19 protein-coding genes and 1 riboswitch are annotated in these 23,919 nt (G+C 66.2%); of the genes, 10 read left to right on the forward strand and 9 right to left on the reverse strand.

Annotated features, from left to right (window positions below; all coding sequences use genetic code 11):
* Positions 1–51: 51 nt before the first annotated feature.
* The 3 genes from WFK98_RS15925 to WFK98_RS15935 form a co-directional block, all read right to left on the reverse strand.
* Positions 52–855: an ATP-binding cassette domain-containing protein gene (locus WFK98_RS15925; RefSeq protein ID WP_266338747.1), complete on the reverse strand. Its 804-nt coding sequence runs from the start codon at positions 853–855 to the stop codon at positions 52–54.
* Entirely contained in the window at positions 852–2,084 is a 1,233-nt protein-coding gene (locus WFK98_RS15930) for an ROK family transcriptional regulator (protein ID WP_336800918.1), read from the reverse strand. The genes WFK98_RS15925 and WFK98_RS15930 overlap by 4 nt, the downstream gene beginning before the upstream one ends.
* A 353-nt stretch (positions 2,085–2,437) precedes the next feature.
* Entirely contained in the window at positions 2,438–2,854 is a 417-nt protein-coding gene (locus WFK98_RS15935) for a DUF3830 family protein (RefSeq protein WP_266338749.1), read from the reverse strand.
* Between the two features lie 159 nt (positions 2,855–3,013).
* Here WFK98_RS15935 and WFK98_RS15940 point away from each other — a divergent pair, with 159 nt between their 5' ends.
* The 3 genes from WFK98_RS15940 (at position 3,014) to WFK98_RS15950 (ending at position 5,915) form a co-directional block, all read left to right on the forward strand.
* Positions 3,014–3,481: a DUF992 domain-containing protein gene (locus WFK98_RS15940; protein WP_266338750.1), complete on the forward strand. Its 468-nt coding sequence runs from the start codon at positions 3,014–3,016 to the stop codon at positions 3,479–3,481.
* A gap of 147 nt (positions 3,482–3,628) precedes the next feature.
* Positions 3,629–5,107, forward strand: a complete 1,479-nt coding sequence (locus WFK98_RS15945; protein WP_266338751.1) for a sensor domain-containing diguanylate cyclase — start codon at positions 3,629–3,631, stop codon at positions 5,105–5,107.
* Positions 5,108–5,294: 187 nt separating this feature from the next.
* Positions 5,295–5,915: a hypothetical protein gene (locus WFK98_RS15950; RefSeq protein ID WP_336800919.1), complete on the forward strand. Its 621-nt coding sequence runs from the start codon at positions 5,295–5,297 to the stop codon at positions 5,913–5,915.
* Positions 5,916–5,970: 55 nt separating this feature from the next.
* On the opposite strand, the gene WFK98_RS15955 is transcribed toward WFK98_RS15950, so the two are convergent.
* On the reverse strand, positions 5,971–6,747 hold the full coding sequence (locus WFK98_RS15955) for an SDR family oxidoreductase (protein WP_266338753.1): 777 nt from the start codon (positions 6,745–6,747) through the stop codon (positions 5,971–5,973).
* Positions 6,748–6,756: 9 nt separating this feature from the next.
* Positions 6,757–7,932: an enolase C-terminal domain-like protein gene (locus WFK98_RS15960; RefSeq protein ID WP_336800920.1), complete on the reverse strand. Its 1,176-nt coding sequence runs from the start codon at positions 7,930–7,932 to the stop codon at positions 6,757–6,759.
* Between the two features lie 149 nt (positions 7,933–8,081).
* Here WFK98_RS15960 and WFK98_RS15965 point away from each other — a divergent pair, with 149 nt between their 5' ends.
* Entirely contained in the window at positions 8,082–8,834 is a 753-nt protein-coding gene (locus tag WFK98_RS15965; RefSeq protein WP_442907443.1) for a FadR/GntR family transcriptional regulator, read from the forward strand.
* A 35-nt stretch (positions 8,835–8,869) separates the two neighbouring features.
* Here the strand turns inward: WFK98_RS15965 and WFK98_RS15970 are convergent, their stop codons facing one another.
* A complete protein-coding gene (locus WFK98_RS15970; RefSeq protein ID WP_336800922.1) occupies positions 8,870–9,709 on the reverse strand; it encodes an SDR family oxidoreductase in 840 nt (279 codons plus the stop codon).
* A 130-nt stretch (positions 9,710–9,839) separates the two neighbouring features.
* Here WFK98_RS15970 and WFK98_RS15975 point away from each other — a divergent pair, with 130 nt between their 5' ends.
* Positions 9,840–10,226 carry a winged helix-turn-helix transcriptional regulator gene (locus WFK98_RS15975; RefSeq protein WP_266338757.1) on the forward strand — a complete coding sequence of 129 codons (387 nt, stop codon included), beginning with the start codon at positions 9,840–9,842 and terminating at the stop codon, positions 10,224–10,226.
* A 138-nt stretch (positions 10,227–10,364) separates the two neighbouring features.
* Here WFK98_RS15975 and WFK98_RS15980 read toward each other — a convergent pair whose 3' ends face one another.
* The 3 genes from WFK98_RS15980 to WFK98_RS15990 all read right to left on the reverse strand — a co-directional run bounded on the left by WFK98_RS15980 (position 10,365) and on the right by WFK98_RS15990 (position 15,993).
* Positions 10,365–11,498, reverse strand: coding sequence for a ribonucleotide-diphosphate reductase subunit beta (locus tag WFK98_RS15980; protein ID WP_336800923.1), 1,134 nt, complete (start codon positions 11,496–11,498; stop codon positions 10,365–10,367).
* 285 nt (positions 11,499–11,783) lie between these two features.
* Positions 11,784–14,729 carry a ribonucleoside-diphosphate reductase subunit alpha gene (locus WFK98_RS15985; RefSeq protein WP_336800924.1) on the reverse strand — a complete coding sequence of 982 codons (2,946 nt, stop codon included), beginning with the start codon at positions 14,727–14,729 and terminating at the stop codon, positions 11,784–11,786.
* A 108-nt stretch (positions 14,730–14,837) separates the two neighbouring features.
* Positions 14,838–15,050, reverse strand: a riboswitch (cobalamin riboswitch).
* 70 nt (positions 15,051–15,120) lie between these two features.
* Positions 15,121–15,993: an AraC family transcriptional regulator gene (locus WFK98_RS15990; RefSeq protein ID WP_336800925.1), complete on the reverse strand. Its 873-nt coding sequence runs from the start codon at positions 15,991–15,993 to the stop codon at positions 15,121–15,123.
* Between the two features lie 243 nt (positions 15,994–16,236).
* Between WFK98_RS15990 and WFK98_RS15995 the strand changes: the two genes are divergently transcribed.
* The 5 genes from WFK98_RS15995 to WFK98_RS16015 all read left to right on the forward strand — a co-directional run bounded on the left by WFK98_RS15995 (position 16,237) and on the right by WFK98_RS16015 (position 23,907).
* Positions 16,237–17,712, forward strand: coding sequence for an alpha-glucosidase/alpha-galactosidase (locus WFK98_RS15995; protein ID WP_266338761.1), 1,476 nt, complete (start codon positions 16,237–16,239; stop codon positions 17,710–17,712).
* A 164-nt stretch (positions 17,713–17,876) separates the two neighbouring features.
* Positions 17,877–19,967 (forward strand): ABC transporter substrate-binding protein, encoded by a 2,091-nt coding sequence (locus WFK98_RS16000; RefSeq protein WP_336800926.1) that lies wholly within the window; start codon positions 17,877–17,879, stop codon positions 19,965–19,967.
* Between the two features lie 104 nt (positions 19,968–20,071).
* Positions 20,072–21,082: an ABC transporter permease gene (locus tag WFK98_RS16005; RefSeq protein ID WP_266338763.1), complete on the forward strand. Its 1,011-nt coding sequence runs from the start codon at positions 20,072–20,074 to the stop codon at positions 21,080–21,082.
* A complete protein-coding gene (locus WFK98_RS16010) occupies positions 21,079–22,224 on the forward strand; it encodes an ABC transporter permease (protein WP_336800927.1) in 1,146 nt (381 codons plus the stop codon). Before WFK98_RS16005 ends, WFK98_RS16010 begins: the two co-directional genes overlap by 4 nt.
* A 12-nt stretch (positions 22,225–22,236) precedes the next feature.
* Complete coding sequence (locus WFK98_RS16015) at positions 22,237–23,907, forward strand: ABC transporter ATP-binding protein (protein WP_336800928.1); 1,671 nt, start codon at positions 22,237–22,239, stop codon at positions 23,905–23,907.
* Positions 23,908–23,919: the final 12 nt, after the last annotated feature.

Consider the following 23,919-nt stretch of genomic DNA (forward strand, 5'->3'; position numbering starts at 1 on the left):
CTTCGTTCTTGTCGTTCAGTCTGGAAGTCCGGATGAGCTGTTGAACCAGCCCTATCCCGCGTGCTGGGCTTGGCCGTTCTCCTGGCCGACAGTCCGCGCGCGGCCGCCCAATGCCTCGCCGGTGATCAGATGCACGATCTCGTCCGGCGAGGTCTCCTCCCGTCGCACGTCGCCCGCCACCTTGCCCTGCCGGATCACGACCATGCGGTCGGCGACCTGGAAGGCCTGGCTCATGATGTGGGTGATGAAGACGACGCCGATGCCCTGGTCGGCGATGCGCCGGATCAGTTCGAGGCCGCGCCGCGTCTGCTCGACGCCGAGCGCGGCGAACGGCTCGTCGAGGAGCACCAGCTTGCCGCCCCAGTGGACGAAGCGGTTCAGCTCGATCGCCTGGCGCTGGCCGCCGGAGAGATGCTCGACATTGGTGCGGAGCGACGGAATCTTGGTGCCGGCGGCGGCCATCGCCTTGGCGACCACGGCCTCCATTTCCTTTTCCTGCAGCACCGGCACGCCGAAAACCTTCTTCACGATCTCGCGGCCCATGAAGAAATTGGCGACGACATCGACATTCGTGCAGAGCGACAGGTCCTGGTAGACCGTCTCGATGCCCGCCGCCTTGCCGTCGGCCGGCGAGGTGAAATGGCGTTCGGCGCCGTCATAGACGACCTTGCCGGAGCTCGGCTCCAGGCCGCCCGAGATGATCTTCACCAGCGTCGACTTGCCGGCGCCATTGTCGCCCAGCAGAGCAACGACTTCGCCGCGCCCGATCTCGAAAGAGATGTCGCGCAGCGCCTGGATCGCGCCGAAGCTTTTGGAAATGTTCTCGAGCCGCAGGAGCGGGGCTTCGGTGGTCATGCAGCTACCTCCTTCTTGGTCGGGCCGGCCATGATCGGATCGCGCTCGGCCCGCTCCTCCTCGCCGGCGAAGAGGAGGCCAAATCGGGGCGACAGCACGCCGGAGATCGCCAGCGCGGCGGCGCCGCGCATGACGGCGTCCTTGCCCTCGGTCGAGAGCAGCAGCCGCGGCGACGTTCGCCCGCTGCGTTCGGCGACGGAATGCATCAGCGGCTCGGTCGCGGCGAACAACCGGCGCAGCAGTGCCTCGGAGACGAAGCCCGAGATGACGATGCCTTCCGGATCGAACAGGTTCTCGATCGTGGCGATCGCCCGCCGCAGCACGGGGGCGGTCTCGACGATCCAAGCCTCGACGACCTCTGGATGATCTTCCAGCGCCGTCTCGACGCGTGCGGTCGGGTCGACGGCCTTGAGGCGGCGGTCGAGCGCCTCCTGCGACACGTAGCGCTCGAGGCAACCGCGATTGCCGCAGGGGCAGAGGTCGCCGTCCGGCACGAGCGGGATATGGCCGATCTCGCCGGCATTGCCATGCGCGCCAAGCAGCACGCTGCCGCCATGCACCATGGCGCCGCCGAAGCCGACGCCGACATAGAGATAGTAGAAGGAACTGAGGCCCCGCCCCTTGCCATAGAGGCGCTCGCCCAGCGCCGCGGCGCTCGGCTCGGTGCCGACGAAGGTCGGAAGCCCGGTCATCGCGGTGAGGCGGGCGCCGACATCGACGCCCTTCCAGCCCTCGAGCGTCGTCGGACCAACGAAGCTCATGGATTCGACGTCGTTCGGCCCCGGCATGGCGACGCCGATGCCAAGCATCCGCCCCTCGGGCCTGAGCGCCCGCATCTCCGCGATCAGGATCTCGAAGATCTCGAAGGACCGCTCCGGGGTTACGGGCGCGAGCGCGTGATAGCGGCTGCCGATGATGTCGCCGGCCAGATTGACCAGCGCCGCGCCGATGCCGACCGGCGTCACGTGCAGACCGATGGCGAAGCCGCCGTCCGGGTTGAGCATCAGGCTGGTGCGCGGCAGCCCCCTGCCCTTCGGCGCCTCGCGGGCGCCCATGACGAAGCCCTGCAGTTCCAGTTCGCGGATGATGGTGGAAACGGTCTGGACGGTGAGGCCGACCTGGCGGGCGATGTCGCCACGGGCAATGGGCGCCTCCAGCCGGATCGTCTCGAGCACGATCCGCCGGTTATAGGGCCGCCCAAACTCCTGGTTCGTACCGCGCAGGGCCATCGTCACTCCCGTCCGATACCCCTACGTTAGACGGGCGATTTATTAAGTCAAATGGATTTCTAGATTAGGGAAACGCACCGGCGACAGCCGCCCCGGATCGGTGCGCAAGCGGCGCACAAGTCATGGAAAAGCCTGTGGAAGGGCTGTGGGACGCCTGGGCTCCGGTTGTGGACAAGCCGCGTCGGAAGCTGTGGGCAAGCCTATAGAGAGGCAGTTGAAAAGCACGGCAAAGGCCTGTGGAAGGCCTGGGGGCGAACGGTGCGTTCGCTGTGGATGGCGGTGGCCGGCGGCGCGGCATCCAGCCCGGCGCGGCGGCTGGCGCCGCGCCGGGAATTCGTTGGAAAGCGGTCCGCTTATTCGGCCAGTTCGAAGACGATGTCCTGCGCACCCTTCCAGAGGGTGAGCTTGCCGAGCGCGACGAGGTTCTCGCGGCCTTCGGTGATCGTCAGGAAATGGTTGCCGGCGAGCTGGCCGACCTTCGACGAGAAGTCGACGCCGCCATAGGCGAGCAGGATCTCGGTCTCGCTGATGCCGCCGGGATAGAGGATGAACTCGCCCGGAGCCGGGTGGCTGGTGTGGTTCTCGTAGCCGAGGCCGAGGTCGAGATCGCCAAGCGGGATCCAGCAGCCCTCGCCGCTCCAGCGGACATGGATGATCTTCTCGCGGTAGGGCAACAGCGACTTGAAGACGGCCGTCGTCTTCGGCGCGAGTTCTTCCTCGAGCTTGCCGTAGAAGGTGAACGGGCCGGCGGTGATTTTCAGCTTGGTCATTCGATCGCGTCTTTCTCGCTTCGCGCAGATTCTGTTCGTCGGCGGTCGCCGTTTCATCACAGTGACTTGATGGTCCGCCGCCCGCAACCGGTCCGGAAGACGGGAACGATGGCCGCGACCCGCCGTTTCCTCTGACTGTCACCTAGCACGAGGTTTGACATGTCCGCTTCCCTGAAAATCGTCATAGCAGCTTCAACGCTAGCCGCCATCTCGACGCTCGGAGCCGGCACAGCCACCGCCGCGACCCGCACCGGCACCCTCGTCTGCCGGGTAGCGCCCGGCATGGGCTTCATCGTGGGATCCAGCAAGAGGCTCGATTGCACCTACAACTCCAAGCGCGGCGCGGAGTATTACAGCGGCAAGATCAACAGGATCGGTCTCGACGTCGGCGTCACGACCGGAGGCCAGATCGTCTGGGCGGTGCTCGAGCCGTCCAGGCGGCACGGCGATCTCGCCGGGACCTACGCGGGCGCCACGGCGGAAGCTACGGCCGGCGTCGGGCTCGGCGCCAATGTGCTGGTCGGCGGCGGCAATGGCATCTCGCTGCAACCGCTCTCGGTTTCCGGACAGAAGGGGCTCGACCTCGCGGCCGGCATCGGTTCGGTAACGCTGAGCCGCACCCGCTAGCGCGACATCCTCACCCTAGCCAACCCGCATCATTTAGGGGATGGTCAACACAATTGTCATAAGCTGGGAACGCTGCTGCTTTGGGATGGGTCAACAAAGTGGTCATCCCAGGCTTTGGCCCCTCCCCGAAACGTGCGGGTTGGACCTATGCAGAGTGAGCCGAACACCGACAGCAAGATGTTCGACATCGCGCCGGTTTCGCTATGGGAAGAAGACTATAGCGGCCTGAAGGCGCTTTTCGACGAGTGGCGGCAGGCGGGGATCACGGATCTCGGCGCTTATCTGCGCGCCGACCTGTCGCGCGTGAAGAGCTGCTCAAGCCGCCTCCGCGTGCTCAAGGTCAACCGCAAGACGCTTTCCCTGCTAGAGGCGGACAGCCTCGAAGAGCTGGTCGCCAATCTCGGCAAGGTCTTTCGCGACGACATGCTCCACGCCCATGTCGACGAACTGGTCCAGCTCTGGAACGGGGACACCGAATTCACCAGCCATACCGTCAACTACACGCTGAACGGCAAGCGCCTCGACATCCAGCTGAAGGGCACCATCGTGCCCGGCTACGAAGCCGGCTGGGAGCGCGTGCTGGTGGCGATCGAGGACGTGACGGAGCGCGAGACGGCGCGCCGCGGCCTCGCCTCGAGCGAGCAATATGCCCGCGGCCTGTTCCACCACTCGCCCGTTTCGCTCTGGGTCGAGGACTTCTCCAGCGTCAAGCGGCTGATCGATGAGATCCGGCTGAAGGGAATCATCGACTTCCGCGTCTTCACCGACGTGCATCCCGAGTTCGTCACCCGCTGCATGAGTGAGATTCGCGTCATCGACGTCAACCGGCACACGCTGCAGCTTTTCGGCGCCGACGACATCGAGATGCTGCTGCTGCGCCTTGGCGACATCTTCCGCGACGGCATGAACCGGCCCTTCCGCGAGCAGTTGGTCGATCTCTGGGACGGCAAGCTTTTCCAGCAGCGCGAGGTCGTGAACTACGCCATCGACGGCAGGGAACTGCATCTGCACATGCAGTTCTCGGTCCTGCCAGGCCACGAGCGCGACTGGTCGCTGGTCCAGGTGGCGCTGACCGACATCACCGCGCGCAAGGCGGCCGAGGCCTATCTCGAATTCCTTGGCAAGCACGACGTCCTGACCAAGCTCTACAACCGCTCCTTCTTCGTCGACGAGCTGAACCGCCTGCGCCGCAACGGCCCGGCGCCGATCTCGATCATCATCATCGACCTGAACGGGCTGAAGGCCGCCAATGACCAGTGGGGCCACGCCGCCGGCGACGAACTGCTGCGCCGGGCCGGCGAGGTGCTGGGCAAGCTGGTGAGCGCGCCCGCCCATGCCGCGCGCATCGGCGGCGACGAATTCGCCGTGCTGCTGCCGGGCACCGACGAGGCCGGCGCCGAGCAGACGATCGAGGACATTCGCCGCCTGGTCGATCTCAACAACCAGTACTATTCCGCCACCAATCTGAGCCTGTCGATCGGCGCGGCGACGAGCACGCCGGGCGAAATACTGGAAGACGTGGTGAAGCGCGCCGACGCGCGCATGTACCAGGAAAAGCACCGCTATTACGGGCTGACGCCGCTGGAGAGCCGCCGGGAGGCGGCGCGCGCCGACGCCGACGTCTAGCTCCGAGCGGCATCCAGCAGGCGCACTGGAAGAAAGAAGCGCCTTCCGGTTGTGAAAAACCGCCGCAGGATGATCCTGGTCATCGCGGGGAAACCTTCTGTGCCTATACGATCACGGCAACGGATTGCGCGCCGATTCCCCGTGGGCGGCGCAGCGTCCGGATGACCGTGCATATCGAGGAAGCGAGATGACCCAGACGAGCCAAGACACGACCGGCGAAAACTTCGGCTATCAGGAGCGCGAGGCCGTCGCGGTCTTCGACAGCGAAGCCGCCCTCAACGCCGCCGTCGACGCGCTGATGCAGTTTGGCGTCCGCCAGGCGGATCTGAGCGTGCTGGCGCCGAGCGACAAGATCTCCGCTCCGGCCAGCGCCCTCGAAGACAAGGAAGACGCGCCGCGCGCCGCCTTCGTGACCAGCGATTCGCGCGTCGAAGGCGCGGCGGCGCTGACCGGCGGCCCGGCGTTGATCACCGGCCTCGGCGCGGCGCTCGTCGCCGGCACGGTCGGCGTCGCGATGATCCCGGCGCTGGCGGTGACGATCGGCGGCACGCTCGCCACCGGCTCGGCCGGCTTCCTGCTGTCGCGGCTGTTCGGCCGCAAGCATGCCGACGCGATCCACGAGCAGCTGAAGAATGGCGGCCTGCTCCTCTGGGTGCATGCTCCCGAGGCCAAGGACGACGAGCGCATCCTCGCCATCCTGCGCAACAATGGCGGCCGTGACGCTCATGTGCATGTCGTGCATCGCCGCTGGGGCACGGACGACGTGCCGTTCGAAAACGCCCAGCCCGACCCGCTGCTCAAGCTCTGATACCGAAGTTCATCGATGCCGAAGTCCATCGCCTGGCCCCGGCCGGGCGATGGCTTCAGTCGTGATAGACGACGGAGCGGCCGCCATCCATGGTCAGCACCGAGCCGGTGCTGAAAGCGGATTCGTCGCTGGCGAGAAACACCGCCGCATGCGCGACCTGTTCCGGCGTGCCGATGCGGCGGAGCGGGATCAGCCCCTCGATCCGCGCCCGCGCCGCCGCGGGATCCGGAAATTCCGCCAGCCAGTCCCGGACCTTGTCGGTCTCGATATAGCCGGGCGCGATCGCATTGATGCGGATGCCCTGCGGCGCATAGTCGACGGCGAGCGCCCGGGTCAGGCCAAGCAGGCCGTGCTTGGCGACCGGATAGGGAAATGTACCCGGGATGATCGAGAAGGCATGGGTGGAGGCGATGTTGACGATCGCGCCCCGCCCTGCCGCCAGCATGGCGGGCAACACGGCGCGGATCATGTGCCAGGCGCCTTCGAGGTTGACGGCCATGCAGCGCTGCCAGGCCTCGTCGGATAGCTCGAGCGGATCGGCGAAGACGTTGATGCCGGCATTGTTGACCAGCACGTCGACCCGGCCATGGCGCGCGAGGATCGCCGCGACGGCCGCCTCGACCGCCGCGCGTTCCCCGATGTTCGCCACCGCCGTCATCGGCCGCGCTCCCGTCGCGCCGAGTTCGGCGGCGAAGGCGGCGAGCCCATCCGCGTCGATGTCGACCAGGCCGAGCTGCGCGCCCTCGGCGGCGAAGGCGCGGGCGATCGCCGCGCCGATGCCGCGCGCCGCGCCGGTGACGATCGCGACCTTGTCCGTGAGACGTCCCGTCATGACGCGCGCCTACCAGTCGACGATGGTGCCGTCCGGCAGGACGGCTTCGCGGGTCGGGAACGGCTCCTGCTTCCAGGGATGCTTCGCCGCCACGGCGAGATCGACCTCGACGCCGAGGCCGGCCGCCTGCGGCACCTGCCAGGCGCCGTCGACGCGCTCGATCGGCCCCTGCACGACGTCGAAATACCAGGGCACCGCGCCGGTCATCTCCTCCTGGATGATGACGTTGGGCGTCGCGACATCGAAATGCAGCGCCGCGACGCCGGCGATCGGCCCGAGCGGATTGTGCGGGGCGAGGCCGATGCCGGCCACTTCCGCCAGCGCCGCGATCCGGCGCGCCTCGCTGAAGCCGCCGCAATGGCAGAGATCCGGCTGCGCCACCGTCATCGTGCGCGCCTCGATATAGGGCGCGAATTCGGCGGCGCTCGTCAGCCGCTCGCCATGCGCGATGGCGACCGGCGAGGCGTCCGCGATCACCTTCATCGAGGCGACGTCGCCGGGCGGGATCGGCTCCTCGGCAAACATGACATTGAACGGCTCCAGCGCGCGCAGATAGGAGAGCGCGGCGCCGGCCGAGGCGCAGCGGCCGTGGAAATCGACCATCAGCTCTATCTCGGGCCCGACCGCATCGCGCAGCGCCGCCATGCTCCGGACGAAGTCGTCGATCGCGGCCGGCGTCGCCGTGTAGTGGGTGTAGGGCACGTTGACGACCTTCATCGCCTTGTAGCCCTGCTCCTTGACGGCAAGGCCGCGCTCGACCAGCGAAGACGCGTCCATCGAATGATAGACGGCGTCCATCTGGCCGAGGCCGAGATGGGTATAGACCGGCACGCGGTCGCGCACCTTGCCGCCGAACAGCCGCCAGACCGGCACGCCGAGCGATTTGCCGAGAATGTCCCAGAGCGCCATCTCGATGCCCGACAGCGCCGTCATGCCGATGACGCCGAGCGGCTGCCAGAAGCCGTGCTTCTTCATCGCGCGGACGGCGTTCTCAATGTCGCGCGGGTCATGCCCAAGCAGGATCGGTTCGAGATCGGCGATGGCGCCGACAATGGCGCGCGCCTTCCATTCCAGCGTCGCCTCGCCCCAGCCATGGAGCCCCGGCTGATCGGTCAGGACGCGGACGAACACCCAGTTCCGCATCTCCGCATTGACGACATGCGTCTCGATGCCGGTGATCTTCATGAGAGGCCTCGATGCCGTCCCGTCCGGCGGGACCTGAAGGGAAAGCGCGGCGTCCGCGCCGCCGGGCGTTCAACCGCAGCACGCCGGACAGCATCGGAGGCTAGAAACAATGATCATACCCGTCAATCTTGTTGTATGATCATTTCATGATCGAAACCCGAACCAAGGCGGACGCCGTCCCTGGAGCGCCGCGCCGGACCCGGCCGCGCGTGCAGAACGAGATCGTGGCGGCGCTCGCCCGGTCGATCGCAAGCGGCACGTACCCTGCCGGCACGCGGCTGCCGCGCGAGCAGGATCTCTGCGCCCGCTTCGGCGTCAGCCGCACGGTCATCCGCGAGACGCTGAAGGTGCTGGAATCGAAGGGGCTGCTGCGCGGCAAGCCGCGCGTCGGCACGTTCGTGCGCGCCAAGGCCGAGTGGAACCAGCTCGATCCGGACATCCTGACCTGGCTCGGGGCCGATTTTCTCGACGAGGCGCTGCTGCGCTCGGTCCTCGAGGCGCGGCGGGCGATCGAGCCGATGGCCGCCGAACTCGCGGCCTCCCGGGCGACGCTGCAGGAAATCGCCGACATGGACGAGGCCTGGCGACAGATGGCGGGCGCGACGGACACGGGCGCCTTCACGGCGGCCGACCTCCGCTTCCACGCGCTCCTGCTCGGGGCGAGCCACAACCCGGTCTTCGCCCGGTTCTCCGGCCTGGTCCACGCGGCGCTGGAAAAGGCGTTCGACGCGTCCAACCGCGCCGTGCCGGACCATGCCGAGACGCTCCGCCTGCACCGGGACCTGGTCGAGGCGCTGCGGCTGCGCGACGCCGCCGGCGCAAGGATGGCGGTCGAAGCCATCCTCGCCCGGGCCGAGCACGATCTCGCCCGCGTGCTGGACGCGGCGGCGGCAAGGGGCTGAGCCGGCGGCGATGACGCCGGCTCGGCTTTCTTGGATCAGGCGGTCAGCGCCGCAGCGTTGTCAGCCGCATAAGTCTCGACCGAGCGCGGCGACTTGCCGGTGAGGGTCTCGACATCCTTCGTCACCACGGCCGTCCAGCCCTGGCGCACCGGGTAGAAGATCGAAGTCAGCAGGCGGGCATAGTCCTCCGGCACGCCGGCGCCGGTCAGGATGGCAATGAACGCGTCGTCCTCGACCGGGGTATAGGCGATCTCTTTGCCGACAACACCGGAAAGGATCGTCGCCGCCTCGGCATAGCCAAGTGCCTCCGGGCCGGTCAGGTTGAAGGCGCGGCCGTCGAAGCGATCGGTGGTCAGCGCGGCCGCGGCGCTCTCGGCGATGTCGCGGACATCGATGAAGCTCGACTTGCCGTCGGCCGCCGGCACGGCGATCGCGCCATGATCGACGCCGGCCTTCCAGTAGGTATGGAAATTGTCGGCGAACCAGTTCGGCCGCAGGATCACATAGGGCACGCCGGATTTCTCGATCGCGATCTCGACCTGGCGATAGGGGATGGAATCGTCCGCCTCGACGCCGAAGACGCTCTGGAACACGATCTTGACGCCGCGCGCCGCGGCCGCCTCGACCACCGGCAGCAGCAGTTCCTTCGCCGCGACATAGCCGGCCGGCAGCATGACATAGGCGCGGTCGACGCCGTCGAAGGCCGGGCCGAAGCTCGCCGGATCGGCATAGTCGAACACGACGCCCTCGGCGCCCTCCACCGGCTGGCCGGATCGCGACGCGGCCTTGACCGCCTCGCCTTTCGCCAGCAGCGCCTTCACCAGCGGCCGGCCGACATTGCCGGTCGCGCCGAGCACCAGAATCTTCTTCGTCATCACGATCATCCCAGTTTCATTTGGAAACCTTGTTTCGATTTGCTACATACTGCGGATTGAGACAGCGAAGAAGAGAGCACTTTCAGCTCACAAGGTTCCCTCGAGGATACCGGCTACCCGGAGAAGACGGATGGAAACGACAACGCTGCAGCGCGCCTATGACGTCTACGAAGATCGCTGCCCGACCCGGCTGGTGCTGGACCGGATCGCCGACAAATGGGCGCTTCTGATCCTCGACCGGCTCGATGGCGAACCGGTGCGGTTCAACCACATCCGGCGCGACATCAAGGGCATCTCGCAGAAGGTGCTGTCGCAGACGCTGAAGAAGCTGGAGCGCGACGGGCTGGTCTCGCGCACCGTCTTCGCCACCGTGCCGGTGACGGTCGAATACGCGCTGACGCCGCTCGGCCGCACACTCACGGAAACGGTGGCGACGCTGGCCCACTGGGCCGAGCGCAACATGGATGCCGTGCTGACGGCGCAGCGGACTTATGACGCGGCGGCGGAGCTGCGCTGAGGTGGCTCCTTCTTATCAAGGGGCGAAGCCCCTCCATTTCACCCCTCCCTGAGGGAGAGGTGAAATGGAGCGTGGAGGATAGAGGGGTGTGCCAAGCTGACATCAGCCCCGATCTCTCGTGGGCAAGGGTCTTCCTGATCAATCCCAGGCGAGCGCGCCGCCGTTCTGGTATTCGATCACGCGCGTCTCGAAGAAGTTCTTCTCCTTCTTGAGATCCATCGCCTCCGACATCCACGGGAACGGATTTTCCGTCTCCGGGAACACCGGCGCGAGACCGAGCTGGGCGCAGCGGCGGTTGGCGATGAAGTGCATGTAGCTCTCGCACAGCGCCGCATTGAGGCCGAGGAAGCCGCGCGGCATCGTGTCCCGGCCATAGGCGGCCTCGAGCTCGGCCGCTTCGCGGATCATCGAACGCAGCTCGTCCTGGAACGCCGCCGTCCACAGATGCGGGTTCTCCGCCTTGATCTGGTTGATGACGTCGATGCCGAAGTTCAGGTGAATCGACTCGTCGCGCAGGATGTACTGGTACTGCTCGGCGATGCCGACCATCTTGTTGCGCCGGCCGAGCGACAGGATCTGCGCGAAGCCGGTATAGAACCACATGCCCTCGAAGATGACGTAGAAGGCGACGAGGTCGCGCATAAACGCCTGGTCGGTCTCGGGCGTGCCGGTCTTGAAGTCGGGATCGTCGAGATGCTGGGTGTGCTTCAGCGCCCATGCCGCCTTGTCGGTGATCGACGGCACTTCCCGGTACATGTTGAACAGCTCGCCCTCGTCGAGGCCGAGGCTTTCGACGATGTACTGGAAGGTGTGCGTGTGCACGGCCTCCTCAAACGCCTGGCGCAGCAGGTACTGCCGGCATTCGGGATTGGTCAGGTGGCGGTAGATCGCCAGCACGATGTTGTTGGCGACGAGCGATTCCGACGCCGCGAAGAAGCCGAGATTGCGCTTGATGGCGCGGCGCTCGTCCTCGGTCAGCCCGTCCTTCGACTTCCAGAGCGCGATGTCGGCCTGCATCGAGACCTCGGTCGGCATCCAGTGGTTGTTGCAGCCGGCGAGGTACTTTTCCCAGGCCCAGCGATATTTGAGCGGCAGCAGCTGGTTCACGTCGGCGCGGCAATTGATCATCGCCTTGTCGTCGACGGAAACGCGGCCACCGGCGCGGTCGATGGCGCCGAGGCCGGTGGCGTCGGCGGACGAGTCACCCTGCCCGGCGGTCGCGAGAAGCGCGCCCGGCGCGGAAGCGGATTTGGGTTCGGACCAATCGAGCATGGTCAACTCCTTTGATTTTTTGGCTGCGCGGCACGGAGGCGCGCGGCAGGAGAATTCTTCGCCTCTCCCCGAGGGAGGCCGCAGCATTGACGGGAAAGCCCCTCACCCCAGCCCTCTCCCGCAAGCGGGAGAGGGGGCAAGGGAGACCTCGCTTCTCCATCGGCACCGTCTGAAAAACCCTCGCCCGCTTGCGGGAGAGGGTTGGGTGAGGGTCTTGCTTGCTTATCGGCCCTTGATTGCCATTAGCGAAGCCGCCCTTCCCCAGATCTTACTGGCAGGTCTTGCTTACTGGCAGGCTTCGCATTCCGGATCGTCGATCGAGCAGGCCTTGCCCCAGGCTTCGCCGATCGGGATGGCGATCGGCTCCGGCGCGGCCTTCAGGGCTGCCGGCACGAGGATCGGCGCGGCGGCGGCCGGCGCCGTGGCCATCACCGCCGAGACGGCGTTCAGCTTGCCGTCCGTGCCCTTCAGCGTCGACTTCTCGACATGCGTCGCCGAGCGCGAGCGCAGGTAATAGGTCGTCTTCAGGCCGCGCTGCCAGGCAAGCCGATAGAGCGCGTCGAGCTTCTTGCCCGAGGGATTGGCGATGTAGAGGTTGAGCGACTGCGCCTGGTCGATCCACTTCTGCCGGCGCGCCGCCGCCTCGATCAGCCAGGACGAGTCGATCTCGAAGGCGGTGGCGTAGAGCGCCTTCAGATCGCTAGGGATGCGGTCGATCGGGCCGATGCTGCCGTCGAAATACTTGAGGTCCGAGACCATCACCTCGTCCCAGAGGCCGCGCGCCTTCAGATCATGCACCAGGGCGGCGTTCACCACGGTGAAATCGCCCGACATGTTCGATTTGACGAAAAGGTTCTGGTAGGCCGGCTCGATCGACTGCGCCACGCCGCAGATATTGGAGATCGTCGCGGTCGGCGCGATCGCCATGGTGTTGGAATTGCGCATGCCGACGGTCTTCACCCGCTCGCGCAGGCCTTCCCAGTCGAGCACCGTCGAGCGGTCGAGATCGAGGCCGCCACGGGCTTCCGCCAGCAGCTCGACCGAATCGATCGGAAGAACGCCCTGCGACCACAGCGAGCCTTCAAAACTCGGATAGCGGCCGCGCTCGGCGGCAAGGTCGGTCGAGGCCGAGATCGCATGGAACGAGATCGCCTCCATGCTCTCGTCGGCGAAGCGGACGGCCGCCTCGGAAGCGTAGGGAATGCGCAGCGCCTGCAGGGCGTCCTGGAAGCCCATCAGGCCAAGGCCGACCGGACGATGGCGCAGGTTGGAGCGGCGCGCCTCCGGGATCGTGTAGAAATTGATGTCGATGACGTTGTCGAGCATCCGCATCGCCGTCTGGACGGTGCGCGCCAGCCGGTCGAGATCGAGGCCGTCGCCGACGATGTGGTGGGCGAGGTTGATCGAGCCGAGATTGCAGACCGCGACCTCGTCGTTCGAGGTGTTGAGCGTGATCTCGGTGCAGAGATTGGACGAGTGCACCACGCCGGCATGGCGCTGCGGCGAGCGGATGTTGCAGGGATCCTTGAAGGTGATCCAGGGATGCCCGGTCTCGAACAGCATGGTCAGCATGCGGCGCCAGAGATCGGTCGCCTTGACCTCCTTGTGGACGCGCATCTCGCCGCGCTTCGCCTTCGCCTCGTAGCCCTCATAGGCGGTCTTGAAGGCGGGGCCGTAGAGGTCGTGCAGGTCCGGCGTCTCGTCGGGCGAGAACAGCGTCCAGACGCCATCCTCGGCCACGCGCTGCATGAACAGGTCCGGCACCCAGTTGGCGGTGTTCATGTCATGCGTGCGGCGGCGATCGTCGCCGGTGTTCTTGCGGAGATCGAGGAATTCCTCGATGTCGACATGCCAGGTCTCGAGATAGGCGCAGACAGCGCCCTTGCGCTTGCCGCCCTGGTTGACGGCGATCGCGGTGTCGTTCGCCACCTTCAGGAACGGCACCACGCCCTGGCTCTCGCCATTCGTGCCCTTGATGTGAGCGCCGAGGCCGCGCACGCGCGTCCAGTCATTGCCGAGGCCGCCGGAATACTTTGCCAGCAGCGCATTGTCCTTCACCGACTTGAAGATGCCGTCGAGATCGTCCGGCACCGTGGTCAGGAAGCAGGAGGAAAGCTGCGGCCGGAGCGTGCCGGAATTGAACAGGGTCGGCGTCGAGGCCATGAAATCGAAGGACGACAAGAGGTCGTAGAACTCGATCGCGCGCGTCTCGCGGTCGATCTCGCGCAGCGCCAGGCCCATGGCGACGCGCATGAAGAAGGCCTGCGGCAGCTCGATGCGGGTGCCGCCGGTCTGCAGGAAATAGCGATCGTAGAGGGTCTGCAGGCCCAGGAACTGGAAGTTGAGGTCGCGTTCGGGCTTCAGCGCCGCGGCAAGGCGGGCGAGGTCGTAGCGGCCGAGCTCGGGATCGACCAGCTCGTGCTCGATGCCGACGCGGATGAAGGCGGGGAAATAGTCGGCATAGCGGGTCGCCATCTCGGCCTGGGTCGGCTGCGCCACGACGCCCTCGACGAAGGAGACGGCCTCGGCGCGCAGCATGTCGAGCAGCAGGCGGGCGCTGACAAAGGCGTAGTTGGGCTCGCTCTCGACCAGCGTGCGCGCCGCCATCACCGGCGCCAGCGCCAGCTCGGCCGGCGAGATGCCGTCATAGAGGTTGCGGCGCGTCTCGGCGAGGATCGCGGCGGCGTCGACATCGGCGAGGCCGGCGCAGGCCTCGTCGACCACGAGCTGCAGGCGGCGCTCGTCGAGCGGGCGGAGGATGCCGTCGGCGCCGCGCACCTGGAACAGCGGCGCGCCGACGGGAACGGCCGCCTCGGCCGTGCGGCGGGCTCGGGCGCGCTCCTCGCGATAGAGCACATAGGCGCGGGCGACCTTGTGGTGCTCGCCGCGCATCAGCGCCAGCTCGACCTGGTCCTGCACGTCCTCGATATGCAGCGCGCGATCGGAGCCGACGCGGCGCGTCAGCGCGCTGACGATCTGGCCGGTCAAATCGTCGACGATCTCGTGCACGCGGCGCGAGGCGGCGGCGCTGTTGCCCTCGACGGCGAGAAACGCCTTGGTGAGCGCGACGGCGATCTTGGCGGCGTCGAAGGGCGACACCGAGCCGTTGCGGCGAATGACATGAAAGGCCGGCGTGGCGGCGGCAGACGCCTTGGACGGAACCGGAACCGGCGAATGCGACGGGTTGGACGCGAGGGGTACGCTGCGGTCGGAATCGATCGTGAGTGACATCGGCTTCAGCCCAGATGTTGGAGCGGGGGCAAGCCGAAGCGAATGGAACGCGCGGCCCGAAAAAGGCCGCACGGTTCCAGCGCTCCACCGGGACACCCCGCCCGAGGACGTTTTCAATCTGTCGAGGCAGGTCTCCTGGCTCACGGGTCGTCGTTCTGCCCACCTTCCCGGAACCTCACGGTTCCAGTGGTCTCTCCGGACAGATACTCGCCGTTCACAGTTGCGGGGGCAGCTCCGGCTTCACCCTTTTCAGGGCGTCCCGGCATTCCCTCAAACTCCCGGATCTTGCGACTCGAAAGAGCCTCGACACGCAGATGTAGTGCGCTTCTCGGCTTTCTCCGTCAACATGTAGTTATTCTTGACTCACAACGAATCAGGTGGGCGGCCGGCCTCAGCAGGCGCTCGCATACATGCCGGTGGTGCGGAACTCGGTCGGACTGGTGCCGAAGAAGCGGCGGAACACCTTGGCGAAATAGTTGGAATCGTCGAAGCCGGACAGCACCGCGACCTCCTTCACCGACAAGACCTGCTGGCCGGCGAGCAGGCGGGCGGCGCGGCGCATCCGCTCCTGCAGCACGAACTCGGCCGGCGGCATGCCCTCGCTCGCCGCGAACATGCGCGAGAAATGCGCCCGGCTGAAGCCGGAGAATTCGGCCAGCTCCGGCACCGACAGCGGCTTGTCGAGATTCGCGAGGATGTGCTCGATCACGCGCTGGATGACGCCATTGTCGGCGAGCGAGGCGCCATGCGAGCCGAACACGTCGTCATAGAGCGCCGTCGCCGCCTCGTAGGCGATCGCCGAAGCCGCGCCGGGGGTCTCGCCGCCGCCCTCGACCAGCCGCAGGCTGCAATCGGCGAGGTGGTCGATGGTGTCGGGCCGGAGCCGCAGGATCGGCCCCGTCGCCTCCAGGATCGAGCGATGGATGCGGAGCGCTTCCTGCCCGTTCATCGAGATCCAGAAGAACTCCCAGGGCGTGCCCGGCTCGACGGAATAGCAGTGGTTGTGCGGCACGATCACCAGCATCGTCTCGCCCGCGCCGACGCGATAATTGCGCCGCTCATAGCGCAGGTTGCCGAAGCCCGAAACGGTGTGCTGAAGCACGGTGAAAGGGGTCTGGCCGCGCTTGCGGCCGTCCCAGCTATAGCTCGCGTCGCTGCGCGTCTCGTAGCCCGTGCTGGTCGGCATGGTGTGCAGCCTGTGGCGGCCGCGCGGCAGCGAAACCGTCTTCATGACCGGGGCGCGAAGCGCCAGTTTGTCGAGCATAAAATCACCCGCGAAAGCACAAATTCTCTCTGGTCCGTGCCTGAACCTTGCGCATACTAGCCTCACGCAGAGCGACCGGGCGAAGAAAAAGAGCAGCCGGATGAGCCAATACCACCCAAGGCTGCCAGCGCCCTGCCGAATTCGAGGCAATTTCGAACCTTTTCTGAATGCCCCATCGCGCCGCGCGGCCTGGCATAGCGCCGCTGGCGCGACGCGCCGCCCCCGAGGAACCCCAGAAACGCCATGTCTAGTTTCAAGATCGCCATTATCGGCGCCGGCAGCGTCGGCTTCACCAAGAAGCTGGTCTCCGACATCCTCTGCGTGCCGGAACTGCGCGAGGTCGAATTCGCGCTGACCGACATCAGCGAGCACAATCTCTCCATGGTCCGCCAGATCCTCGACCGCATGGTCGCGGAGAACAAGCTGCCGACCCGGATCACGGCGACCACCAACCGCCGCGAGGCGCTGGCCGGCGCCCGCTACGTGATCAGCTGCGTGCGCGTCGGCGGCCTCGAAGCCTATGCCGACGACATCCGCATCCCGCTGAAATACGGCGTCGACCAGTGCGTCGGCGACACGATCTGCGCCGGCGGCATCCTCTATGGCCAGCGCAACATCCCGGTCATCCTCGATTTCTGCAAGGACATCCGTGAAGTCGCCGAGCCGGGCGCGCGATTCCTGAACTACGCCAACCCGATGGCGATGAACACCTGGGCGGCGATCGAATACGGCAAGGTCGACACGATCGGCCTCTGCCACGGCGTGCAGCATGGCGGCGAGCAGATCGCCGAGGTGCTCGGCGCCACCGACGAGAGCGAGTTGGAATTCATCTGCTCGGGCATCAACCACCAGACCTGGTACGTCGACATCCGCTTCCGCGGCCGCAAGATCGGCAAGGACGAACTGATCGCCGCCTTCGAGGCGCATCCCGTCTATTCGCAGCAGGAAAAGGTCCGCATCGACGTCCTGAAGCGCTTCGGCTTCTACTCGACCGAGAGCAACGGCCACCTGTCGGAATACCTGCCCTGGTACCGCAAGCGGCCGGACGAGATCCATCGCTGGATCGACATGTCGAACTGGATCCATGGCGAGACCGGCGGCTATCTCCGCCATTCGACCGAGACGCGCAACTGGTTCGAGACCGACTTCCCGAAGTTCCTGGAAGACGCCGGCAAGCCGCTCGATCCGAAGAAGCGCTCGAACGAGCATGCCAGCCACATCCTCGAGGCGCTGGAGACCGGGCGCGTCTATCGCGGCCACTTCAACGTCAAGAACCGCGGCATCATCGCCAACCTGCCGGAGGACGCGATCATCGAGTCGACCGGCTTCGTCGACCGTTTCGGCCTCAACATGACGGCCGGCATCCGCTTGCCGGAGGCCTGCGCCGCCACCTGCCTGTCGTCGATCAACGTCCAGCGCATGGCGGTGCATGCCGCCGTCACCGGCGACGTCGAGCTCCTGAAGCTCGCCGTGCTGCACGACCCGCTGGTCGGCGCGATCTGCCAGCCGGACGAGGTCTGGCAGATGGTCGACGAGTTGCTGGTCGCCCAGGCGCGCTGGCTGCCGCAATACGCCCACGCCATCGACGACGCCAAGGCGCGGCTCGCCAACAAGACGGTCGCCACCCGCGACTGGCAGGGCGCCGCCCGGCGCGAAGTCCGCGGCATCGAGACCGTCCGCGCCGAGCGGGCCAAGGAAAGGGCCGAGGCGGCGGAGTAGCCGCCGGCCCGACAGCTGGATCCGGCGCGGCGGGAGGAGCCACCGCGCCGGATCGGTGGCCGCTGACGCGCCCTTGGGACGGCGCTTCGGCGGCTGCCGCTGTGGAATGCAAAAGGGACTAGGCGGCGGCGCGTCGCGTCGATGCCGTTCAAAGGGGAGGAACTATGAACAGATACGCATTGGCTCTTGGTGGGGCCGGCCTGCTCCTGAGCGTTTCGGTCCTGGCCGCGACGGCCCAGGTGAAGGCTCCGATCACGCCGCCCGATCCGCCGAAATTCGATGCCCAGGGCAAGATCGACTATGTCGGCGTGAACGACATCCTCGAATTCAAGGCGCTGCCCGAATATCACGAGCCCGACTGGGTCACGAAGAACTTCGTCGCCACCGGCAAGCTGCCCGCCGTCAAGGACCGCCTGCCGAAGGAGCCGATGGTCTACAAGAAGAGCAACACCGTCGACGGCATCGGCGTCTATGGCGACACGATGCGCCACGTCATCGGCGGCCGGCCGGAAGGCTGGAACTACACCGCCGGCCAGTCGCAGGGCTGGGGCGGCATCGACATCGGCCTGTCCGAGTGCCTGACCCGCACGGGTCCGCTGTTCCAGATCAAGGTCGACGAACTGCAGCCGCTGCCGAACCTCGCCAAGAGCTGGGAATGGTCGGAAGACGGCCACACGCTGACCATGCACCTGGTCGAAGGCGCCAAGTGGTCGGACGGCGTGCCCTTCACCACCGCCGACGCGATGTTCTACTGGAACGACAACGTCAACGATCCGAACGTCACGCCATTGAACGGCGCCACGCCGGCCTCGTTCGGCGAAGGCACGACGCTGAAGGCGGATGGCGACTACACGCTGATCTGGACCTTCAAGGAAGCGTTCCCGAAGCAGTATCTCTACCAGATGGCCTATGGCACCTTCTGCCCCGGCCCGGCGCATATCCTGAAGCCGCAGCATCCGAAATACTCGAAGAACACCTACGAGCAGTACAAGAACGCCTTCCCGCCGGAATATCTGAACATGCCGGTGATGGGCGCCTGGGTGCCGGTCGAATATCGCCCCGACGACATCATCGTCATGCGGCGCAACCCCTACTACTGGAAGGTCGACGAGGCGGGCAACCAGCTGCCTTACCTGAACGAGCTGCACTACAAGCTCTCGACCTGGGCGGACCGCGACGTGCAGGCGGTGGCCGGTTCGGGCGACTTCGCCAATCTCGAGCAGCCGGAAGGCTTCGTCGAGGCGCTGAAGCGCTCGGCGAGCGCCGACGCCCCGGCCCGGCTCGAATTCGGCCCGCGCATCATCGGCTACTCGCTCTACCCGAACCTCTCGGCCAATGGCTGGGGCGAGCCGGACGAGCGCGGCCAGGCCGTGCGCGAACTGAACCGCAACGAACACTTCCGCAAGGCGATCACATCGGCCGTCGACCGCAAGCGCCTCGGCGAGTCGCTCGTCAAGGGTCCGTTCACGACGATCTACCCGGGCGGCATCTATTCCGGCACGACCTACTACGACAAGGATTCGACCGCCTACTATCCCTTCGACCTCGAAGGCGCCAAGGCTGAACTGGCGCTGGCCGGGCTGAAGGACACGGATGGCGACGGCATCGTCAACTTCCCGGCGGGAACGGCGGGCGGCAAGAACGTCGAGGTCACCCTCCTCGTCAACGCCGACTACCAGACCGACAAGAGCCTCGCCGACGGCATCGTCGCGATGATGGAGCCGCTCGGCATCCGCGTCCTGTTGAATCAGGTCGAGGGCAAGCAGCGCGATGCACTGGCACAGGGCGGCCAGTTCGACTGGATGGTCCTGCGCAACCAGGAAGAGCTGACCTCCGTCGTGCAGAAGACGGTGAACCTCGCGCCGGTCGGCCCGAAGACCAGCTGGTTCCACCGCGCCGGCAAGGATGGCCAGCTCGACCTGCTGCCGTTCGAGACCGAGATCGTCGACGTCGTGAACAAGTTCATCACGACGCCGGACGCGACCGAGAAGAAGGAGCTGATGAAGCAGTTCCAGAAGCTCTACACCGACAATGTCTACGGCATCGGCCTGACCCAGTATCCGGGCGCTCTGATCATCAACAAGCGCTTCGCCAACATCCCGAAGGGCGTGCCGATCAACCTGTTCAACTGGGCTGAGGACAGCATCATCCGCGAGCGCGTGTTCGTGCCGGCCGACAAGCAGGGCAAATACGAACTGTTCCCGGAGACGCTGCCCGGCGCTCCCGGCGGCAAGGAAGGACCGGCCAAAGGCTGACCGGCAGCGGGCTGACGACCGAGCCCGTTCCATAGATCCGGACAAGGGGGCGGCATGCCGCCCCCTTGTTACCCTCCGGCCCAAGCAGGGAGCTGTTGCCCCCCATGTTTCGCTTCCTGATCATGCGGATCCTCGCGGCGATCCCGGTGCTGATCGTGCTCAGCGTCGTGACCTTCGCCATCATCCAGGCTCCGCCCGGCGACTATGCCGACTTCATCCGTGCGCAGTTGATGAACCAGGGCGGCGCTTCCGCCGTCGTCGCCGAGGCGCAGGCCGAGGCCTACCGCCAGGCGCATGGCCTGAACGACCCGATCATCGTGCAGTATTTCCGCTGGATCTGGGGCATCCTGACCCGCTTCGATTTCGGCGACAGCTTCTTCTACAATAAGCCCGTCTCGACGGTTGTGGCCGAAAGGCTGCCGCGCACCCTGCTGCTGGCGCTCACCTGCCACATCCTGGCGTCGATGTTCGGCATCGCCTTCGGCATCATCGCCGCGACCCGCCAGTACAGCTGGATCGACTCGACGCTCTCCTTCGTGTCGTTCCTCGGCATGACGGTGCCGCGCTTCCTGATGGCGATCATCATCGTCTACATCCTCGCCTTCAAACTGAACGTGCAGGAGATCGGCAGCTTCTTCTCGCCGCAATATGGCGGCGCGCCCTGGTCCTGGGCCAAGTTCGTCGATCTGGTGAAGCATATCTGGCCCGTTGTCGCGATCGCGACCTTCGGCGGCCTCGCCTACAACATGCGCGTCATGCGCGGCAATCTGCTCGACACGCTGAACGCCCAATATGTCGAGACGGCGCGGGCAAAGGGCCTGCGGGAATCGCAGGTCGTCCTGCGCCATGCCGTGCCCAACGCGCTGCATCCGCTCGTCATGTATCAGGGCGTCGTGCTGCCCTACATGCTGACCGGCGAGATCGAGGTGGCGATCGTCTTCGCGCTCGCCACGGTCGGCCCGGCCATCGTCGGCTCGATGGCGGTCGGCGACGTCTATGTCACCGCGACCTTCATGCTGGTGCTCGCGACAACCCTGATCATCGGCAACATCATCGCCGACATGCTGCTGGCGCTGCTCGATCCGCGCGTTCGGCTGGGCGGAGGCAACGCATGACCGACACGACCGATACGACGACCACGTTGCCGCCCGCGAGCCCGAGCACCACCAACGCTCGCTTCGCCCATGGCAACGAGGGCTACTTCGCCCTCGTCTGGCGCCGCTTCCGCCGCTCGGTGATGGGCATGATCGGCCTCGTCATGGTGATCGGCCTGCTGCTGATGGCGCTGTTCGCCGATTTCGTGGCGCCGGTGGACCCGCGCGCCAACGGCATCGGCTTCGCCCCGCCCGACCACATCTCCTTCTTCGAGCCGGACGGCTCCTTCACCTTCGTGCCGCGCATCTATCCGATCGTCGAGACGGACGAACTCGACCCGGTGACCTTCCAGCCGATGAACGGCCCGGATCTCAAGAACCCGCATGTGCTGAGCCTGTTCGTGCGCGGCTTCGACTACAAGATCCTCTGGCTGATCCCGTCCAACATCCACCTGTTCGGCTCGCGCGACGGGGCGCCGATCCACCTGCTCGGCACCGACAAGTTCGGCCGTGACATTCTTTCCCGCGGCATCGTCGGGTCGCGCATCTCGCTTACTATCGCGCTGATCGTCGTCTTCATCACCACCACCGTCGGCACCACGATCGGCATCACCTCGGGCTATATGGGCGGACGGATCGATGCCTGGGTGCAGCGCTTCGTCGAGCTGGTGCTCGCCTTCCCGCAATTGCCGCTCTACCTGGCGCTGACCTCATTGATTCCGATCACGGCGCCCTCCAACGTCTTCATCGCCTTCGTCATCGGCGTGATGGCGGCGCTCGGCTGGGCGCAGCTGTCGCGCGAGGTGCGCGGCAAGACGCTGGCGCTGGCGCGCGTCGAATATGTCCGCGCCGCCATGGCGATCGGCGCCGGCGACGGGCGGATCATCTTCCGCCACATCCTGCCCAATGTCATGAGCCACGTGATCGTCGGCGTGACGCTGGCGATCCCGACCATCGTGCTGCTCGAATCCTTCCTGGGTTTCCTCGGCTTCGCCGTGAAGCCGCCGCTGATCTCCTGGGGCCTGATGCTGCAGGATACCGGCGCCTTCTCGGTGATCGGCTCCTATCCGTGGATCCTCTCCCCCGTCGTCTTCGTGCTGATCACCGTCTTCGCGTTCAACGCGCTTGGCGATGGCCTGCGCGACGCGATCGACCCGTATTAGGAGGCGAAGCACATGGCTCCGACCCCAAACGAATTCGCCCCGGCCGAACGCTACGACCTGAACGCGCATGGCCGCGAGCTGATCCTCGACGCCCGCAACGTCGCCGTCACCTTCAAGGTCGAGGGTGGCACCGTCGATGCCGTGCGCGACGTCTCGTTCCAGCTGCACAAGGGCGAGACGATCGCCATCGTCGGCGAGAGCGGCTCCGGCAAGTCGGTGACGGCCCGCACCATCATGGGCCTCTTGTCGAAGCGGGCAACGGTCGCCAAGGAGGCCAGCATCGACTTCGAGGGCCAGAACGTGCTCGCCTTCAACGACGTGCAGAAACGCCGGCTACGCGGCAACCGCTTCGCCATGATCTTCCAGGAACCGATGAGTTCGCTGAACCCGGTCTACACGATCGGCCAGCAGATCGCCGAAGTGCTGCACATCCACAACCGCAAGCTGACCCGCGCCCAGGCGCGCGCACGGGTGCTTGAACTGTTGAAAGAGGTACAGATCCCCGACCCGGAAGCGCGCATCAAGCAGTATCCGCATCAGCTTTCCGGCGGCCAGCGCCAGCGCGTCATGATCGCCATGGCGCTCGCCAACCGGCCGGACATCCTGATCGCCGACGAGCCGACCACCGCGCTCGACGTCACCGTGCAGGCGCAGATCCTCAACCTGATCCGCGAATTGCAGAAGCGCTACGGCATGGCGGTGATCCTGATCACGCACGACCTGACCATCGTCCGGCAGTTCTCCGACTATGTCTATGTGATGCAGCATGGCGAGGTGAAGGAGCACAACGTCACCGAGGCGCTGTTCCAGAACCCGCGCCACTTCTATACGCGCCACCTGCTCGCCTCCGAGCCGAAGGGATCCGCCAATCCGCTTCCCGAGGGCACGCCGGTCGTGCTCGAGGGCCGCAATGTCCGCGTCGCCTATACGCTGAAGCGCGGCGGCCTGTTCAAGCCGGACTTCTTCCAGCTGCTCGCCTGCGACAACCTCAGCCTCGAACTGCGCCGGCACGAGACGCTCGGCATCGTCGGCGAGAGCGGCTCCGGCAAGACCACCTTCGGCCAGGCGCTGATCCGGCTGATCCAGCATTCGACCGGCGAGATCCTGTTCGACGGCGAACCGATCCATACGAAGGACCGCAAGGCGATGCGGCCGCTGCGCTCGCGCATGCAGATCGTCTTCCAGGACCCGTTCTCGTCGCTCAATCCGCGCATGTCGATCGGCCAGATCATCGAGGAAGGCCTCATCGTCAACGGCATCGGCGCCGACCGCCGCGACCGGGTCGAGCGCGTCCGCCAGGCGCTGCGCGATTCCGGCATGCCCGACACCATCCTCGGCCGCTTCCCGCATGAATTCTCCGGCGGCCAGCGCCAGCGCATCGCCATCGCCCGCGCCATCGCGCTGGAGCCGGAATTCATCCTGCTCGACGAACCGACCTCGGCGCTCGACCTTTCGGTGCAGGCGCAGATCATCGATCTCCTGCGCAAGCTGCAGGACGAGCGTGGCCTCTCCTACCTGTTCATCTCGCATGATCTGAAGGTCGTGCGCGCGCTCTGCCATCGCGTCATCGTCATGCAGCACGGCAAGATCGTCGAACAGGGCCCGGTCAGCGAGGTGCTGACCCGGCCGCAAAGCGAATACACCGCCCGCCTCGTCCGCGCGGCGTTCGAAATAGCCGCCTAACTATTCTGCCTA

The organism is Kaistia sp. MMO-174, from assembly GCF_037147815.1.
Taxonomy (GTDB): domain Bacteria; phylum Pseudomonadota; class Alphaproteobacteria; order Rhizobiales; family Kaistiaceae; genus Kaistia; species Kaistia nematophila.